Origin of the sequence: Streptomyces sp. NPDC050732 (assembly GCF_040654255.1) — a bacterium.
Classification (GTDB): Bacteria; Actinomycetota; Actinomycetes; order Streptomycetales; family Streptomycetaceae; genus Streptomyces.
Map to the genome: position 1 here is coordinate 70,175 of NZ_JBFAHP010000013.1, position 17,177 is coordinate 87,351.

At 72.6% G+C, this 17,177-nt stretch carries 11 protein-coding genes; 7 read left to right on the forward strand and 4 right to left on the reverse strand.

Annotated elements, in window-relative coordinates; translation table 11 throughout:
- Nucleotides 1-27: 27 nt before the first annotated feature.
- The 4 genes from AB0H82_RS14225 to AB0H82_RS14240 form a co-directional block, all read right to left on the reverse strand.
- Nucleotides 28-1,293 (reverse strand): sugar ABC transporter substrate-binding protein, encoded by a 1,266-nt coding sequence (locus tag AB0H82_RS14225; protein WP_362992323.1) that lies wholly within the window; start codon nt 1,291-1,293, stop codon nt 28-30.
- A 293-nt stretch (nt 1,294-1,586) separates the two neighbouring features.
- Nucleotides 1,587-3,047 (reverse strand): glutamate synthase subunit beta, encoded by a 1,461-nt coding sequence (locus tag AB0H82_RS14230; RefSeq protein ID WP_362992325.1) that lies wholly within the window; start codon nt 3,045-3,047, stop codon nt 1,587-1,589.
- Nucleotides 3,040-7,560 (reverse strand): glutamate synthase large subunit, encoded by a 4,521-nt coding sequence (gene gltB / locus AB0H82_RS14235; RefSeq protein WP_362992517.1) that lies wholly within the window; start codon nt 7,558-7,560, stop codon nt 3,040-3,042. The genes AB0H82_RS14230 and gltB overlap by 8 nt, the downstream gene beginning before the upstream one ends.
- Before the next feature lie 390 nt (nt 7,561-7,950).
- A complete protein-coding gene (locus AB0H82_RS14240; protein ID WP_362992327.1) occupies nt 7,951-8,682 on the reverse strand; it encodes a VIT1/CCC1 transporter family protein in 732 nt (243 codons plus the stop codon).
- Between the two features lie 287 nt (nt 8,683-8,969).
- Between AB0H82_RS14240 and AB0H82_RS14245 the strand changes: the two genes are divergently transcribed.
- The 7 genes from AB0H82_RS14245 to AB0H82_RS14275 all read left to right on the forward strand — a co-directional run bounded on the left by AB0H82_RS14245 (nt 8,970) and on the right by AB0H82_RS14275 (nt 17,161).
- A complete protein-coding gene (locus tag AB0H82_RS14245) occupies nt 8,970-9,974 on the forward strand; it encodes an ADP-ribosylglycohydrolase family protein (RefSeq protein ID WP_362992329.1) in 1,005 nt (334 codons plus the stop codon).
- Nucleotides 9,975-10,342: 368 nt separating this feature from the next.
- Nucleotides 10,343-11,746 carry an ADP-ribosylglycohydrolase family protein gene (locus AB0H82_RS14250; protein ID WP_362992519.1) on the forward strand — a complete coding sequence of 468 codons (1,404 nt, stop codon included), beginning with the start codon at nt 10,343-10,345 and terminating at the stop codon, nt 11,744-11,746.
- Nucleotides 11,730-12,905: an ADP-ribosylglycohydrolase family protein gene (locus AB0H82_RS14255; RefSeq protein WP_362992521.1), complete on the forward strand. Its 1,176-nt coding sequence runs from the start codon at nt 11,730-11,732 to the stop codon at nt 12,903-12,905. Before AB0H82_RS14250 ends, AB0H82_RS14255 begins: the two co-directional genes overlap by 17 nt.
- Complete coding sequence (locus tag AB0H82_RS14260) at nt 12,902-14,233, forward strand: ADP-ribosylglycohydrolase family protein (RefSeq protein WP_362992331.1); 1,332 nt, start codon at nt 12,902-12,904, stop codon at nt 14,231-14,233. Before AB0H82_RS14255 ends, AB0H82_RS14260 begins: the two co-directional genes overlap by 4 nt.
- The gene (gene rbsK, locus AB0H82_RS14265) at nt 14,230-15,141 is read left to right on the forward strand and encodes a ribokinase (RefSeq protein WP_362992333.1); all 912 of its coding nucleotides are present in this window, start codon (nt 14,230-14,232) and stop codon (nt 15,139-15,141) included. The genes AB0H82_RS14260 and rbsK overlap by 4 nt, the downstream gene beginning before the upstream one ends.
- Nucleotides 15,138-16,325 (forward strand): CoA transferase, encoded by a 1,188-nt coding sequence (locus AB0H82_RS14270; RefSeq protein WP_362992335.1) that lies wholly within the window; start codon nt 15,138-15,140, stop codon nt 16,323-16,325. The genes rbsK and AB0H82_RS14270 overlap by 4 nt, the downstream gene beginning before the upstream one ends.
- Nucleotides 16,322-17,161 carry a CoA ester lyase gene (locus AB0H82_RS14275; RefSeq protein WP_362992337.1) on the forward strand — a complete coding sequence of 280 codons (840 nt, stop codon included), beginning with the start codon at nt 16,322-16,324 and terminating at the stop codon, nt 17,159-17,161. Before AB0H82_RS14270 ends, AB0H82_RS14275 begins: the two co-directional genes overlap by 4 nt.
- Nucleotides 17,162-17,177 lie beyond the last annotated feature (16 nt).

Sequence of the window (17,177 nt, forward strand, 5' to 3'; positions counted from 1 at the left end):
AACTCGCCCTTGCCTGCGCGTCCTTGCCTACTCGTCCTTGGCGAAGATGGCGTCCATGTCCTTGGCGGCCTTGTCCGCCGCTTCCTTGACGGACGACTTGCCGGTGAGGATCGACTGGACCATGCCGGGGATGACCTTGGAGGCCTGGATCTCGCCGTACGCCTGGGTCTTGGGAACGGTCGCGCCGGCCTCCAGCATCTGCTTGGCGAACGGCTCGACCAGCGGGTCCTTCTTCGCCTCGATCTTCTTCAGCTCGGAGTTCTGGCCGGGGAAGTAGTTCGTCTGCTCGGCCCACTTGGCGGCGAACTCGCCGGTGGTCAGCATCTTCACGAACTCCCAGGCGAGGGCCTGCTTGTCGGTCTTGAACGTGGAGAGGTAGGAGCCGCCGAGGAAGGACTTGCTCATGCCGCCGTTCTGGCCGGGGATCGGGACGGCGGCGAGCTTGCCCTTGAGGTCCGGGTTGTTGTCGACGATGGCCTTCGGGGTCCAGTTGCCGCCGATGGCCATGGCGACCTCGCCCTTGTTCCAGGCGTCGCCGACCTCCTTCTCGGTCCAGGTGTTGACCTTGGCCGGGGAGACCTTGTCCTTCGTGGCGAGGCCGGTGTAGAACTCGATGCCCTTGATCGCCTCGGGCGAGTTGATGCCGGACTTCCACTTGCCGCCGGACTCGGCGGCGAGTTCACCGCCCGCGCCCCAGACGAAGGGGGCCGCGAACATCTCCGCGCCGCCCGCCACCGGGAAGGAGACGAGCTTCGGCTCCTTCTCCTTGAGCTTCTTGGCGGTCGCCCGGAGCTCCTGCCACGTGGTGGGGGCCTTCAGGTCGTGCTTCTCGAAGATGTCCTTGCGGTAGACGATCGAGCGGACGCCCGCGTACCAGGGCATGCCGTACTGCTTGCCGTCGAGCGTGCCGGCGTCCTTGAGGCCCTCGACGAGGTCGTCGCCGAGGCCCGACTTCTTGACCTCGTCGGTGACGTCGATGAGCGCGTCCGTCTTGGCGAACTGCGGCACCCAGGTGGTGCCGACCTCGGCGACGTCGGGCACCTGGTCCTCGCCGCCCTCGATGGCGGTCGTGAACTTCTTCTGCGCGGTGGCCCACTGCTGGTACTCGACCTTGATCTTGGCGCCGGTCTTCTTCTCGAAGGCGTCCCCGGCCTCCTTGAAGAACGGCCGCGCGTCGGGGTTGGTCCCCTCCATGATCCATACGGTGAGCGTCTTGCCCTTGCCGTCGGTGGCCTTGCCGCCCTCGTCGCCGTCATCGCCGCCGCATGCCGTGGCGGTCAGTCCGAGACTCATGGCGATACAACCAGCGGCGATGACACGTCGATTCATGCCGGCCCCTCCAAATTCCGATTGGTGGGAGCGATTGTGGTCACACAGGGTCGAGGCGGTCTAGACCCATTGGGATAAGCGGCCGAACCGTGATGAGGGTTGCGGGTGACGCAACATACGCTCATAGCATTGCGCCCCATGCAACGCACCCGCCCCAGGATCGGGCGCGGACGCAACGACGCCCGCCCAGGTCCGGTCGGGGACGAGGCGGGCGTCGCTCAGTTCCGTACGCCGTTGTACGGGACGTGTGAGGGGTGTCAGACCGTCAGGGAGCGGTCCGTGGGGCGGATCGGGGCGGGAAGATCACTCGCACCGGTGAGGAAGCGGTCCACGCCGCGGGCGGCCGAGCGGCCCTCGGCGATCGCCCACACGATGAGCGACTGGCCGCGGCCCGCGTCACCGGCCACGAAGACGCCGGGGACGTTCGTCTGGAACTCGGCGTCGCGCGCGACGTTGCCGCGCTCGTCGAGCTCCAGGGCGAACTGGTCCACGAGGCCGTTCTCGCGGTCCGTGCCGGTGAAGCCCATCGCGAGGGTGACGAGCTGGGCGGGGATCTTCCGCTCGGTGCCCGGCTTCGGGGTCAGCTTGCCCTCGATGAACTCCACCTCGACCATGTGGAGGAACTGGACGTTGCCGTCCTCGTCGCCCTCGAAGTGGGTGGTGTTGACGGAGTAGACCCGCTCGCCGCCCTCCTCGTGCGCGGACGTCACCTTGTACAGCATCGGGAAGGTCGGCCACGGCTGGTGCGGGGCGCGGTCCTCGCCCGGCCTCGGCATGATCTCCAGCTGGGTCACGGAGGCCGCGCCCTGGCGGTGGGCGGTGCCCACGCAGTCCGCGCCGGTGTCGCCGCCGCCGATGACGACGACGTGCTTGCCCTCGGCGGAGACGGGCGTGGTGACGTAGTCGCCCTCCTGAACCTTGTTGGCCAGGGGCAGGTACTCCATCGCCTGGTAGATCCCCTTGAGCTCGCGGCCGGGGACGGGCAGGTCGCGGGCGGTGGTGGCGCCCGCGGCGATGACCACGGCGTCGTAGCGCCTGCGCAGCTTCGCCGCGTCGATGTCGCGGCCGATCTCCACGCCGGTGCGGAACTTGGTGCCCTCCGCGCGCATCTGCTCGATGCGGCGGTTGATGTGCCGCTTCTCCATCTTGAACTCGGGGATGCCGTAGCGGAGCAGACCGCCGATGCGGTCGGCGCGCTCGTACACGGCGACCGTGTGGCCGGCCCGGGTCAGCTGCTGGGCGGCCGCCAGGCCCGCCGGGCCCGAGCCGATGACCGCGACGGTCTTGCCGGAGAGCCGCTCCGGCGCCTGGGGCGCGACGTCGCCGCGGTCCCACGCCTGGTCGATGATCGAGACCTCGACGTTCTTGATGGTGACGGCCGGCTGGTTGATGCCGAGCACGCACGCCGACTCGCACGGCGCCGGGCACAGGCGGCCCGTGAACTCCGGGAAGTTGTTGGTGGCGTGCAGCCGCTCCTGCGCCGCCGACCAGTCCTCGCGGTAGGCGTAGTCGTTCCACTCCGGGATCAGGTTCCCGAGCGGACAGCCGTTGTGGCAGAACGGGATGCCGCAGTCCATGCAGCGCGACGCCTGCTTGGAGATGATCGGGAGGAGGGAGCCGGGAACGTAGACCTCGTTCCAGTCGCGGACGCGCTCCTCGACCGGGCGGGTCTGCGCGACCTCGCGGCCATGGTTCAGAAAGCCCTTGGGATCAGCCATTGGTCGCCGCCTCCATCATCTTCTCGGTGATCTCGGTCTCGGAGAGACCCGCTCGCTCGGCGGCGTCCTTGGCGGCGAGCACTGCCTTGTATGTCCTGGGGATGATCCTGCTGAAGCGCTCCACGGCGGTGTCCCACTCCGCGAGCAGCTTCTCGGCGACGGTCGAGCCCGTCTCCTCCTGGTGGCGGCGCACGACGTCGTGCAGCCACTGCTTGTCGGTGTCGTCGAGGGGTTCGACGGCCGCGAGGTTGCCGGCGTTGACGTTGTCGCGGTCGAGGTCGATGACGTACGCGATGCCGCCGGACATGCCGGCCGCGAAGTTGCGTCCGGTCTCGCCGAGGACGACCGCGTGGCCGCCGGTCATGTACTCGCAGCCGTGGTCGCCCACACCCTCGGAGACCACCGTCGCGCCGGAGTTGCGGACGCAGAAGCGCTCGCCGGTGCGGCCGCGCAGGAACAGCTCGCCGCCGGTCGCGCCGTACGCGATGGTGTTGCCCGCGATGGTCGAGTACTCGGCGAGGTGGTCGGCGCCGCGGTCCGGGCGGACGACGATGCGGCCGCCGGAGAGGCCCTTGCCGACATAGTCGTTGGCGTCGCCCTCCAGGCGCAGCGTCACACCGCGCGGCACGAAGGCGCCGAAGGACTGGCCCGCCGATCCTGTGAAGGTGATGTCGATGGTGTCGTCGGGCAGACCGGCGCCGCCGAACTTCTTCGTCACCTCGTGGCCGAGCATGGTGCCGACCGTGCGGTTGATGTTGCGGATCGGGACCTGCGCGCGGACGGGGTGGGCGTCCGTGGCGCTGTTCGCGGCGAGCGCGTCGGCGGCGAGCTTGATCAGCTCGTTGTCGAGGGCCTTCTCCAGGCCGTGGTCCTGGACCGTGATCTGGTGCCGGACGGCGCCCGCGGGCAGCGACGGCACGTGGAACAGCGGCTCCAGGTCGAGGCCCTGCGCCTTCCAGTGGCTGACGGCCTTGTCGGTGTCGAGGAGCTCGGCGTGGCCGACGGCCTCCTCGATGGAGCGGAAGCCGAGCTCGGCGAGGAGCTCGCGGACCTCTTCGGCGATGAACTCGAAGAAGTTGACGATGTACTCGGCCTTGCCGGAGAAGCGGTCGCGCAGCGCCGGGTTCTGCGTGGCGATGCCGACCGGGCAGGTGTCCAGGTGGCAGACGCGCATCATGACGCAGCCGGAGACGACGAGCGGCGCGGTCGCGAAACCGAACTCCTCGGCGCCGAGGAGCGCGGCGATGACGACGTCGCGGCCGGTCTTCAGCTGGCCGTCGGTCTGCACGACGATGCGGTCGCGCAGGCCGTTGAGCAGCAGGGTCTGCTGGGTCTCGGCGAGGCCGAGCTCCCAGGGACCGCCCGCGTGCTTCAGGGAGGTCAGCGGGGAGGCGCCGGTGCCGCCGTCGTGGCCGGAGATGAGGACGACGTCCGCGTGGGCCTTCGACACACCGGCGGCGACGGTCCCGACGCCGACCTCGGAGACCAGCTTCACGTGGATGCGGGCCTGCGGGTTGGCGTTCTTGAGGTCGTGGATCAGCTGGGCGAGATCCTCGATGGAGTAGATGTCGTGGTGCGGCGGCGGCGAGATGAGGCCGACACCGGGCGTCGAGTGCCGCGTCTTGGCGACCCACGGGTACACCTTGTGGCCGGGCAGCTGGCCGCCCTCGCCGGGCTTGGCGCCCTGCGCCATCTTGATCTGGATGTCGTCGGCGTTGACCAGGTACTCGGAGGTCACGCCGAAGCGGCCGGAGGCGACCTGCTTGATGGAGGAGCGGCGCGCCGGGTCGTACAGGCGCTCCGGGTCCTCGCCGCCCTCACCGGTGTTGGACTTGCCGCCCAGCTGGTTCATGGCGATGGCGAGGGTTTCGTGCGCCTCCTTGGAGATGGAGCCGTACGACATGGCGCCGGTGGAGAAGCGCTTGACGATCTCGGAGGCGGGCTCGACCTCGTCGATGGAGATCGGCTGCCGGCCGGACTTGAAGCCGAAGAGGCCGCGCAGCGTCATCAGGCGCTCGGACTGCTCGTTCACGCGGCCCGTGTACTGCTTGAAGATGTCGTAGCGGCGGCTGCGCGTGGAGTGCTGGAGGCGGAAGACCGTCTCGGGGTCGAACAGGTGCGGCTCGCCCTCGCGGCGCCACTGGTACTCGCCGCCGATGTCGAGGGCGCGGTGCGCCGAGGGGACGCCGGAGGCCGGGTAGGCCTTGGCGTGCCGGGCGGCGACCTCCTGGGCGATGACGTCGAGGCCGGCCCCGCCGATCTTCGTCGTCGTACCGCTGAAGTACCGCTCCACGAAGGACTGTTCGAGGCCGACGGCCTCGAAGACCTGGGCGCCGCGGTAGGAGGCGACGGTGGAGATGCCCATCTTGGACATGACCTTCAGGACGCCCTTGCCGAGGGCGTAGATCAGGTTGCGGATGGCCTGCTCGGACTCGATGCCGGGCAGGAACGTCCCTGCACGGACGAGGTCCTCGACGGACTCCATCGCGAGGTACGGGTTGACGGCCGCGGCGCCGTAGCCGATGAGGAGGGCCACGTGGTGGACCTCGCGGACGTCGCCCGCCTCGACGAGCAGGCCCACCTGGGTGCGCTGCTTGGTGCGGATGAGGTGGTGGTGGACGGCCGCGGTGAGCAGCAGCGAGGGGATCGGCGCGTGCTCGGCGTCGGAGTGCCGGTCGGAGAGCACGATCAGGCGGGCGCCGGCCTCGATGGCGGCGTCGGCCTCGGAGCAGATCTCGTCGATGCGGGCGGCGAGCGCGGTGCCGCCGCCGCTGACGCGGTAGAGGCCGGAGAGCGTGGCGGCCTTCATGCCGGGCATGTCGCCGTCGGCGTTGATGTGGATGAGCTTGGCCAGCTCGTCGTTGTCGATCACCGGGAAGGGCAGGGTGACGCTGCGGCACGACGCGGCGGTCGGGTCGAGCAGGTTGCCCTGCGGGCCGAGCGAGCTGTGCAGCGAGGTGACGAGCTCTTCACGGATGGCGTCGAGCGGCGGGTTGGTGACCTGCGCGAACAGCTGCGTGAAGTAGTCGAAGATGAGGCGCGGGCGCTCGGAGAGGGCCGCGATCGGGGTGTCGGTGCCCATGGAGCCGAGCGGCTCGCCGCCGGTCTTGGCCATCGGCGCGAGGATGATGCGCAGCTCTTCCTCGGTGTAGCCGAAGGTCTGCTGGCGGCGCGTGACGGAGGCGTGCGTGTGCACGATGTGCTCGCGCTCGGGCAGGTCGGACAGCTCGATCTCGCCGGCTTCCAGCCACTCCTGGTACGGCTTCTCGGCGGCGAGTCCCGCCTTGATCTCGTCGTCCTCGACGATGCGGTGCTCGGCGGTGTCGACGAGGAACATCCGGCCCGGCTGGAGGCGGCCCTTGCGGACGACCTTGGCGGGGTCGATGTCGAGGACGCCGACCTCGGAGCCGAGGACGACGAGGCCGTCGTCGGTGACCCAGTAGCGGCCGGGGCGCAGGCCGTTGCGGTCGAGCACGGCGCCGACCTGCGTGCCGTCGGTGAAGGTGACGCAGGCCGGGCCGTCCCAGGGCTCCATCATCGTGGAGTGGTACTGGTAGAAGGCGCGGCGTGCCGGGTCCATGGAGGCGTGGTTCTCCCAGGCCTCCGGGATCATCATCAGCACGGAGTGCGGCAGGGAGCGGCCGCCGAGGTGCAGGAGTTCGAGCACCTCGTCGAAGGACGCGGAGTCGGAGGCGTCCGGCGTACAGATGGGGAAGATCCGGTCCAGCTTCTCCTGGCTCCCGAAGAGGTCGGAGGCGAGCTGCGACTCGCGGGCGCGCATCCAGTTGCGGTTGCCCTTGACCGTGTTGATCTCGCCGTTGTGCGCGACGAAGCGGTACGGGTGCGCGAGCGGCCAGCTCGGGAACGTGTTGGTCGAGAAGCGGGAGTGGACGAGCGCGACGGCCGTGGCGAAGCGGCGGTCGGACAGGTCGGGGAAGAAGGGCTCCAGCTGGCCGGTGGTGAGCATGCCCTTGTAGACGATGGTGCGGGACGAGAGCGAGGGGAAGTACGTCCCGGCCTCGCGCTCGGCGCGCTTGCGCAGCAGGAACGCCTTGCGGTCCAGTTCGAGGCCCGCGGTGTCGCCGTCGGCGACGAAGATCTGCCGGAAGACGGGCATCGTCGAGCGGGCGGTGGCGCCGAGCAGCTCGGGGGCGACGGGGACGTCGCGCCAGCCGAGGACGGTGAGGCCCTCTTCGGAGGCGATCGTCTCGATCTGTGAGACGGCTCCGTCGGTGGTGCCCGCGGTGTCCACGGGAAGGAAGGCGATGCCGACGGCGTAGGCACCGGCCGCGGGCAACTGGAATCCGGCCACTTCGCGGAGGAAGGCGTCCGGGACCTGGAGCAGGATGCCCGCACCGTCACCCGAGTCCGGCTCGGAGCCGGTGGCGCCGCGGTGCTCAAGGTTGCGCAGTACGGTCAGCGCCTGTTCGACCAGTTCATGGCTGGCCACACCGGTGAGGGTGGCCACGAAACCGACGCCGCAGGCGTCGTGTTCGTTGCGGGGGTCGTACATCCCCTGGGGGGCGGGGCGACCGTCCATGGGCGACCAGGCGTGGGTACGCATCGGCACTCCCGTCGTCGTCGAGGCAACTACATGTGGCAAGGGACGACGTTGGCCCTGGCAAAATTTCGTGCAGATTACATGATGGAACGCTTCTCGAAAAGCGGATAGCTCATTCCACCATGTGGACACCGCTCGCGAAGGTGAGGAGCGGTTCGGAGGGGTACCCGCCCGTTCCGGAGAGGGACCCTCGGGACCATTGCGGACAGATCCATGACCGAAGGTCCGTAGCGACACAGGCCTCATTGCCCGCAGCGCTTACGGCTCATGCCCAGTGGTCACGGTGTCGAAACCGCCGAGTAACGACTACTTATGCAAGGTCTCGCATAGACCTGCAGCGGCTCATCCTACGGCGGTACCGAACAAGCTGCCCAGGGCGTACGTCACACCGGCCGCCGCTCCACCGAGCGCGAGCTGCCGCAGACCGCTGAACCACCACGACCTCGCGGTCACCTTGGCCACCACCGCGCCACAGGCGAAGAGCCCGATGAGCGCCAGCAGCAGGGCGGGCCACAGCACGGTGGCGCCGAGCAGATACGGCAGTACGGGGAGCAGGGCGCCCAGCGCGAACGAGCCGAAGGACGAGACCGCCGCGACGGTCGGCGAGGGCAGGTCGCCCGGGTCGATGCCGAGCTCCTCGCGGGCGTGGATCTCCAGCGCCTGCTCGGGATCCTTGGACAGCTGCCGGGCGACCTCGCGGGCCAGCTCCGGCTCGACACCGCGCGACGCGTACAGCTCGGCGAGCTCCTTCTCCTCGTCCGCGGGGTGCTTGCGCAGCTCGCGCCGCTCCACGTCCAGCTCGGCCTCGACGAGCTCGCGCTGGGAGGCCACGGAGGTGTACTCACCGGCCGCCATGGAGAAGGCGCCGGCGGCGAGCCCCGCCAGGCCGGTGATGACGATGGTCTCCCGCGAGACAGCGCCGCCCGCGACACCGGTCATCAGGGCGAGGTTGGAGACGAGTCCGTCCATCGCCCCGAAGACCGCCGGACGCAGCCAGCCACCGTTCACGTCGCGGTGGGTGTGGTTGTCGCGGTGCGCCTCGTGCAGAGTCGCTTCGGTCTCGATGATCGCCATGATGTGGGCCCCCTCGTACGTGCGTGGACGATCTCGAAAGTACGCGCGAAAAAAATCTCCCGCCAGCAAGGAAGGCCGTACTTACCTGCGAAAACGCGCCCCGCGGAGGCTCCGACGGGGAGCGGCGAAGGAGTGATCTGAGCCCGCACACGCTCGGGTGAGCACCCCGCGTGGCAGAGATGTAGTGGCAGAGATGTGGTGGCAGAGATTCCCCAAGCGCCGCATCCCAAGCACCGCACCCAGCGGTCCGCGCACGACCGGCGGTCCGCGCACAAGGGAGGCACGGCATGGCGTCCACCGCATGCGTTCCCTCGGTCCCGGCGCCCGGCGACGCCGACGACCTCCGCGAGCGGGCGCGCGGCGCGCTGCTCGGTCTCGCGGTCGGTGACGCGCTCGGCGCCCCCGCCGAGAACATGAAGCCGTCCGAGATCCGCCGACGCTGGGGCCGCATCACGGGATACGTCGCCGAGCACCCCGCCGGCACCGACGACACCGAGTACGCGATCTTCTCCGGGCTCCTGCTCGCCCGGCACGGCTCCGCACTGACGGTCGCCCACGTCGAGACGGCCTGGCACCAGTGGATCGCCGACCTCGACGAGGGCCCGTTCCGGGGCGCGGGCTTCAGCGAGCGCGGCACCCTGGAGAACCTGCGCAGGGGCCTCGCCGCCCCCATCTCCGCCCAGCACCGGCACGCCTGGAGCGACGGCCTCGCGATGCGGGCCGCGCCCTTCGGCGTCTTCGCGGCGGGCCGCCCGGACGAGGCCGCCCGCCTCGTCGCGATCGACGGCTCCGTCAGCCACGACGGCGAGGGCATCCACGGCGGCCGTGCGGTGGCGGCGGGTGTCGCGGCGGCCATGGCGGGAGCGCGCGTGGATGCCGTCGTGACGGCGGCTCTCTCCGTCATCCCGGACGACAGCTGGACGGCCCGTTCCCTGCGCCGCGCGGTGGCGGTCGCGCACCGCGGCGAGCGGGCGGTCCGCTCGGCGGTGGTCATCGGCGGCTACCCCTGGACGGACCTCGCCCCGGAGGCGGTGGGCCTGGCCTTCGGCGCGTACGCGGCGGCACGCGGCGACTTCCGCTGCGCGGTGCTCTCCGCGGTCAACATGGGCCGAGACGCCGACACGACGGCGGCGGTCGCGGGCGCCCTCGCGGGCGCGACGTGCGGCGCCGCAGCGATCCCCCAACCCTGGTCGGCAGCGATCGGCCCGGCCCGAGGCAGCTGCCTCCCCTCGATGCGAGGCCAACACGTACTGGACGTGGCGGACCTGCTGGCGCCGGACGGGGAAGCGTGATGAGCACCGTCCCCGCCACAGACAGGCGCGCCGCTCCTGCCGCGGGCGACCGCGCCGCTCCCGCTGTGGGCGACCGAGCCGCTCCCGCCGCGGGCGACCGTGCCATCCCCGCTGCGGACGACCGCGCCGTCCCCGCTGCGGACAGGCGCGCCGCTCCTGCCGCGTGCGAGCGCGCCGCTCCCGCTGTGGGTGACCGAGGCGCTCCCGCCGCAGGCGACCGAGCCGTCCCCGCCGCGAGCGCCCAAGCCGCTCCCACTGCGGGCGACCGCGCCGTCCCCGCTGCGGACAGGCGTGCCGCTCCCGCCGCAGGCGACCGAGCCGTCCCCGCCGCGAGCGCCCAAGCCGCTCCCGCCGCGGGTGACCGCGCCATCCCCGCTGCGGACGACCGCGCCGCTCCCGCCGCAGACAGGCATGCCGCTCCCGCCGCAGGCGACCGCGCCGTCCCCGCTGTGGGCGACCGTGCCATCCCCGCTGCGGACAGGCGCGCCGCTCCCGCTGTGGGCAGGCGTGCCGCAGGGCGATGGGGGTCCCCCCTGGTCGAGCGCAGTCGAGAGCTTGGGGGAGGGTGGGCACAGCCCACGGGGCCGGGTAAGCACAACGGAGGCCCCAACCGAAGCAAGGCGCCCCCAGCCGAAGCGCTCCTGCTGGGCCTAGCGGCAGGCGACGCCGCAGGATGGCCCTCGGCCAGGCACCGCGCCGCGCGGATGCCCGAGTGGACACGGCGGCTCACCCGCGAACTCGACACCTTCGCCGAGCAGAACGCCACGACCACCCTCCCCGTCCCCATCGCCCTGAACCAGTCCCCCGAACCCCTCCGCCTCGGCCCCTCGGACGACGCCGAATGGGCGGCCTTCACCGCCGAGTCCCTGCTTCGCGCCGCGGACGGCACCTTGGACAGCGGACTGGCCCCGGACCGCCGCGTGCGCGCGGCGCTCGACCTCTCCTGGAACGCCCTCGCCGCCGAGATCGCCGCCGCGGCGGCCCGCGCCCCCGAGGTCGAGTCCGCGGTCCTGCCGCTGCGCGCCCGCATCTCCGTCCGCGCGGGCCTCGGCAACCTCGCCGCGGGCCTGCGCCCGCCCGCCACCGGCCACGACAACCCGCACTACTTCGACGACGCGGCCTGCGTACGGGCCTGCGTGCTCGCCCTGGTCCACCCCGGCGACCCCGAACGGGCCGCCGCCCTCGCGGAGTTCGACGCCCGCTACACCCAGGACGGCGACGGCACGCACGGCGCCCGCGCGATGGCCGCCGCCATCGCCGCCGCGCTCGCGGGGGCCGACGTCGACGCCGCGGTGGAGTGCGCGCTCGACCAGCTCCCGGAGCACACGGAGATCGGCAGGAACGCCCGGCACGCAGTGAAGACGGCCCGCGCCCGGGCGGACGACGGCGCCTTCGCCCTCGTACCGCTCCTGGAGCACCAGATCGTCGACCACGTCTACAGCTACGGCATCGCCGCCGCCGAGACCGTGCCGGTCGCCCTCGCCCTGGCCACCGCCGCGCGCGGCCGCATCCGGGATGCGGTGCCCGCCGCCGCGTGCCTGTCGCGCGTAGCGGACTCCGCGCCCGCGCTCGCCGGGGCACTGACCGGCGTGCTCGGCACGGCGGCCGCGATCCCCGGGGCCTGGCGGGACGCCTGCCGCACCCTCTCGGGCTGCGCGCTGCCCCGTCTCGCGGGCACCGACCTGGTGGAACTCGCCGGTCACCTGGCAGACACGGAACTGGCCACTCCAGGTGGACAATTCCGACATGACGACCATGACGCCACGTCCTGAGACGCCCCGAACCGCGCTGTCCCTGGCCGACCGCATCGCGGGAAGCCTCGTCGGAGCCGCGGTCGGCGACGCACTCGGCGGACCCGTCGAGGGGTACGCGCCCGAACAGATCGCCGAGCGCCACGGGGGCCGCGTGCGCGGCATCGTCGGCCCCTGGAACGGCGACGCCTGGCGTACGGCCCGCCCCATCGCGCCGTACCACAAGGGCGACGGGCACGTCACCGACGACACCCTCATGACCCACGCGCTCGTCCGTGTGTACGCGTTGGTCCGCGACCACCTCGACGCGTACGCCGTCGCCGACCACCTCGTCCCCGACCTGATGACGACCCCGCGCTGGATCCCCGAGCTGGAGGCCGAGGCGCTCCCCCTGCACCGGATCTTCCTCGCCGAGAAGTGGCTCGTCGCCCGCCTCCACTACGGCCACGTCGACCCGCGCGAGGCCGGCACCGGGAACATCGTCAACTGCGGTGCGGCGATGTACATGGCGCCGGTCGGCCTGGTCAACGCGGCGGACCCGCGGGCCGCGTACGCCGAGGCCCTCGACGTCGCGGGCGCCCACCAGTCGTCGTACGGCAGGGAGGCCGCGGGGGTCTTCGCGGCGGCCGTGGCGGCGGCCTGCGCGCCCGGCGCCACGGCGGACTCCGTCGTCGAGGCGTGTCTGTCCGTGGCGAAGGACGGGACGCGCGCGGCGATCGAGGCGGTGGCCGAAGTCGCCGCGGAACACCGGGACTTCGAGTCGGCCCTGGCGCCGATCCGGGCCGCCGTCGCCCCCTTCGACACGGTCGGCCCCGACTACCGCGCCCCGTCCCTGGGCGCCCGCCGCCCCTCCCGCCTGCACGCCGTCGAAGAGCTCCCCGTTGCCCTCGGCATGCTCCTGGTCGGCGAGGCCGACTACCGCCGCACGGTGCTCGGCTCGGTCAACTACGGCCGCGACTGCGACTCCATCGCGACGATGAGCGGCGCGATCGTGGGCGCGCTGCGCGGCGAGGAGGCGGTCCCCGCCGACTGGGCCAAGCGGGTCGCCGAGGCCAGCCGCCTCGACCTGCACGCCCCCGCGGCGGCGCTCACGGCGGTGGCCGAGGAGGTCTTCGCCCGGGACGTCCGCCGTCGCCGCGCCCACGAGTCCGCGTTCGCGGCCCTGACGGCCGACCGGTGATCCGCCTGACGTGGGTCCAGCCCGAGGACCTGATCGGCCACGAACTCCGCCAGGCGGAACAGGAGGGCCGCGACATCACGGCGGTACGCGCCCGCTGGCTCGCGGCGGGCGGCCACCTCCCCCCGCCTCACGCGGGCGCCTCCCCCTCCCCCGCCCCGCCCCACCTCCGCGCCCTGGCGGAACGCCTCCTGGACGAACTGGCTGGTGCGCCGACGCCGCTCCCGCACCGGGTGCCGTTCACCGAGGCCCCCACCCCGCCAGGGCTGCGCCCCCGCCTGCACGCCGCCTGGCTGGGCAGAGCCGCGGGCTGTGTCCTCGGCAAACCCGTGGAGAAGCTCCCCCTGGACGGCATCCGGAGCCTCGCCCGGGCAACGGGCAACTGGCCCCTGCACACCTGGTTCACCGAACGGGGCGTCCCGCCCGAGCTCAGGGCGGCGTACCCCTGGAACAAGCGCTCCGCACCGACCTCCCTCGCCGAGAACATCGACGGCACGCCCGAGGACGACGACCTCAACTACCCCCTCCTGAACCTGCTCCTCCTCCGGCGCCACGGGAAGAGCTTCACCACCGAGGACGTGGCCCGGCTGTGGCTCGACGAGCTGCCCGCGGGCCGCACCTTCACCGCCGAGCGCGTCGCCTACCGCAACCTCCTCCAGGGCATCGAACCCCCGCACACCGCCACCCACCGCAACCCGTTCCGCGAGTGGATCGGCGCCCTGATCCGCGCCGACGTGCACGGCTGGACCAACCCCGGGGCCCCCGACGCGGCCGCCGAACAGGCCCGCAGGGACGCGGTCCTCACCCACACGGCGAACGGCGTGCACGGCGCCGAGTTCGCGGCGGCCACGATCGCAGCGGCGGCGGGCGGCACCGCCGACGTCCACACCTGTCTGCAGGCCGGCCTGTCCGTCGTACCGGCCGATTCACGCCTGGCCGCCGCCGTCCGTCACGCCGTGCAACTGGCGCGCGGGACACGGGACTTCGACGAGGTCGTCGACCACCTCCACGCGCGCTACGCCGGCCACCACTGGGTCCACGTCATCCCCAACGCCGCCCTCCTCGCCGCCGCCCTCACCCACGCCGACGGCGACTTCACCGGCTCCATCACCCGTGCCGTCTCCGGCGGCTGGGACACCGACTCCAACGGCGCCACCGCCGGATCGGTCGCGGGCCTGCTCGCCGGCCGCCCCGACGCGCTGCCCGACCGCTGGACGGCACCCCTGAAGAACCGGCTCGCCACCTCCGTGGGCGACTTCGACGGCATCGGCTTCGACACCCTCGCAGACCTCACCACCGCACTCACCGCCCGGGAGGCACCCCGCCCATGAGCCCCACGCCCCACATCGTCGTCCTCGGCAGCGCCAACATGGACCTCGTCGCGTACGTCGCCGAGGCGCCGCGGCGCGGCGAGACCGTGACCGGCCGCGAGTTCCGCACCGCGCCCGGCGGCAAAGGCGCCAACCAGGCCGTCGCGGCGGCCCGCGCGGGCGCCACCGTCTCCCTGGTCGGCGCGGTCGGCGCCGATGCCCACGGCAGCGCGATCCGCTCCTGCCTGGAGCACTCCGGCGTCGACACGGACCTCCTGCGCACCGTCGAGACACCCACCGGCACCGCGCACATCGTCGTCGACGACGACGGCGGCAACGCCATCGTCGTGATCCCCGGCGCCAACGGCACCGTCACCGCACTCGGCCCCGGCGACGAGGGTCTGATCGCCTCCGCCGACGCCCTGCTGCTCCAGTTGGAGGTGCCCCTGGAAGGGGTGATCGCCGCCGCGCGGGCCGCCCGGCGCCACGGCGTCCGCACCGTCCTCACCCCCGCCCCGGCTCAGCCCCTGCCACCCGAACTCCTCGCCGCCACCGACCTGTTGCTGCCCAACGAACACGAGGCCGCCGCCCTCACCGGCATCGCCGACGACCCGCGGGCCGCCGCCGAAGCCCTGCTCTCCCAGGTGCCCGAGGTCGTCATCACCCTCGGCTCGCGCGGCAGCCTGTACGCGGCGCGCGGCGCCGAACCGGTCACGGTCCCCGCCCAGCGGGTCACGGCGGTCGACACCACCGGCGCGGGCGACACCTTCGCGGGCACCCTCGCCGTGGCGCTCGCCGAGGGCAACTCCGTGCCGGACGCGCTGCGTTGGGCGTCGTCGGCGGCGGCGCTCGCCGTGCAGCGCCCGGGGGCGTCGACGTCCATGCCGTACCGCAAGGAGATCGAAGGACAGGCGGGCACCGCGTCATGACCGCTCCCCTCACCGGCCTCCGCGTCCTCGACCTCGCCACCCTCTTCGCGGGCCCCCTCGCCGCCACGATGCTCGGCGACTTCGGCGCCGAGGTCATCAAGGTCGAGCACCCCTCGCGCCCCGACCCGTCCCGCGGCCACGGCCCGTCGAAGGACGGGGTCGGCCTGTGGTGGAAGCTGCTCGGCCGCAACAAGCGCACGATGACCCTCGACCTGTCGACGCCGGGCGGGCGCGACACCCTGCTGCGCCTCGCCGCCACCGCCGACGTGATCGTCGAGAACTTCCGCCCCGGCACCCTGGAGAAGTGGGACCTGGGCTGGGCGGAGCTGCGCGCCGCCAACCCCCGCCTGGTCCTGACCCGCGTCACCGGCTTCGGCCAGTTCGGGCCCTACTCCCGCCGCCCCGGCTTCGGCACGCTCGCCGAGGCGATGAGCGGCTTCGCCGCGATCACCGGCGAACCGGAGGGGCCGCCGACCCTGCCGCCGTTCGGCCTCGCCGACTCCATCGCGGGCCTGGCCACGGCGTACGCGGTGATGACGGCCCTCGCGGCCCGCGACCGCACCGGCGAGGGCCAGGTCGTCGACATGGCGATCATCGAGCCGATCCTCACGGTCCTCGGCCCCCAGCCGCTCTGGTACGACCAGCTCGGCCATGTACAGCCCCGCATCGGCAACCGCTCCACGAACAACGCGCCGCGCAACACCTACCGCACGGCGGACGGCCGCTGGGTCGCCGTCTCCACCTCCGCCCAGTCGATCGCAGAACGCCTGATGCGCCTGGTCGGCCGCCCCGAACTGATCGCGGAGCCGTGGTTCGCGACCGGCGCGGACCGGGCGCGCCACGCCGACGTCCTCGACGAGGCGGTCGGCGGCTGGATCGCCCGGCACACCCGCGCCGAGGTGATCGAGGCGTTCGAGAAGGCGGAGGCCGCGGTCGCCCCCATCCAGGACGTACGCGACGTCATGACCGACCCCCAGTACGCGGCCCTCTCCACGCTCACCACGGTCGACGACCCGGAACTCGGCCCGCTGCGCATGCAGAACATCCTCTTCCGGCTCTCCGAGACCCCCGGCGCGATCCACTGGGCGGGCCGCCCGCACGGCGCCGACACAGACGCCGTCCTGACCGAACTCGGCCTGACCGAACGGGAGATCACCACCCTGCGCAAGGAGGGCGCGCTGTGACCGTCCACGCCCCACTGACCTGGCTGTACGTTCCCGGCGACCGGCCCGATGTGGTCGCCAAGGCCCTCCACGCGGGCGCCGACGCGGTGATCGTCGACCTGGAGGACGCGGTCGCCCCCGACCGCAAGGAGTACGCGAGAGCGGCCACGGCCGAGCTCCTCTCGGAGCCCCGGCCTTCCCCCGTCCCCGTCCACGTCCGCGTGAACGCCCTGGACGGCCCGCTCGCCGAGGCCGACCTCCGCACCCTCGCCCCGCTCCCCGGCCTGGCGGGCCTGCGCCTGCCGAAGGTCACGTCGCGCGCCGAGGTGATCCGCGTCGCCGAGCGCGCGGTGCCCGCCGACGGCGGCGCGCCCGCCCTCCACGCGCTCGTCGAGTCGGCGCTCGGCCTGGAGCACGCCTTCGCCATCGCCACCGCGCACCCGGCCCTGCGCGGCATCTCCCTCGGCGAGGCCGACCTCCGCGCGGACCTGGGGCTGCGCGAGGAGACCGGCCTCGACTGGGCGCGCTCCCGGGTGGTGGTGGCCGCGCGGGCGGCGGGCCTGGCCCCGCCCGCCCAGTCGGTCCACCCGAACATCCGCGACCTGGAAGGGCTCGCCGCCTCCTGCGCCCGGGGCCGGGCCCTCGGCTTCCTCGGCCGCGCGGCGATCCACCCCCGCCAGCTCCCGGTCATCGAGCGGGCCTATCTCCCCACCCCGGAGGAGATCGAGCGGGCGGAGGAGATCACCAAGGCGGCCGCGACGGACGCGGGCGCCCTGGCGCTGCCGGACGGCCGATTCGTGGACAAGGCGGTGGTGGAGGGCGCGCGGCGCGTCCTCGCGCTGGCCAGGAGGAAGTGACCGCCCACGCGCGGGA

Bases quoted from the DNA above. Each gene is read 5' to 3' on its own strand.
- AB0H82_RS14270 (WP_362992335.1), top strand. From the start codon at position 15,138: ATGACCGCTCCCCTCACCGGCCTCCGCGTCCTCGACCTCGCCACCCTC.
- AB0H82_RS14225 (WP_362992323.1), bottom strand. From the start codon at position 1,293: ATGAGTCTCGGACTGACCGCCACGGCATGCGGCGGCGATGACGGCGAC.
- AB0H82_RS14245 (WP_362992329.1), top strand. From the start codon at position 8,970: ATGGCGTCCACCGCATGCGTTCCCTCGGTCCCGGCGCCCGGCGACGCC.
- rbsK (WP_362992333.1), top strand. From the start codon at position 14,230: ATGAGCCCCACGCCCCACATCGTCGTCCTCGGCAGCGCCAACATGGAC.
- gltB (WP_362992517.1), bottom strand. From the start codon at position 7,560: ATGTACGACCCCCGCAACGAACACGACGCCTGCGGCGTCGGTTTCGTG.
- AB0H82_RS14230 (WP_362992325.1), bottom strand. From the start codon at position 3,047: ATGGCTGATCCCAAGGGCTTTCTGAACCATGGCCGCGAGGTCGCGCAG.
- AB0H82_RS14240 (WP_362992327.1), bottom strand. From the start codon at position 8,682: ATGGCGATCATCGAGACCGAAGCGACTCTGCACGAGGCGCACCGCGAC.
- AB0H82_RS14255 (WP_362992521.1), top strand. From the start codon at position 11,730: ATGACGCCACGTCCTGAGACGCCCCGAACCGCGCTGTCCCTGGCCGAC.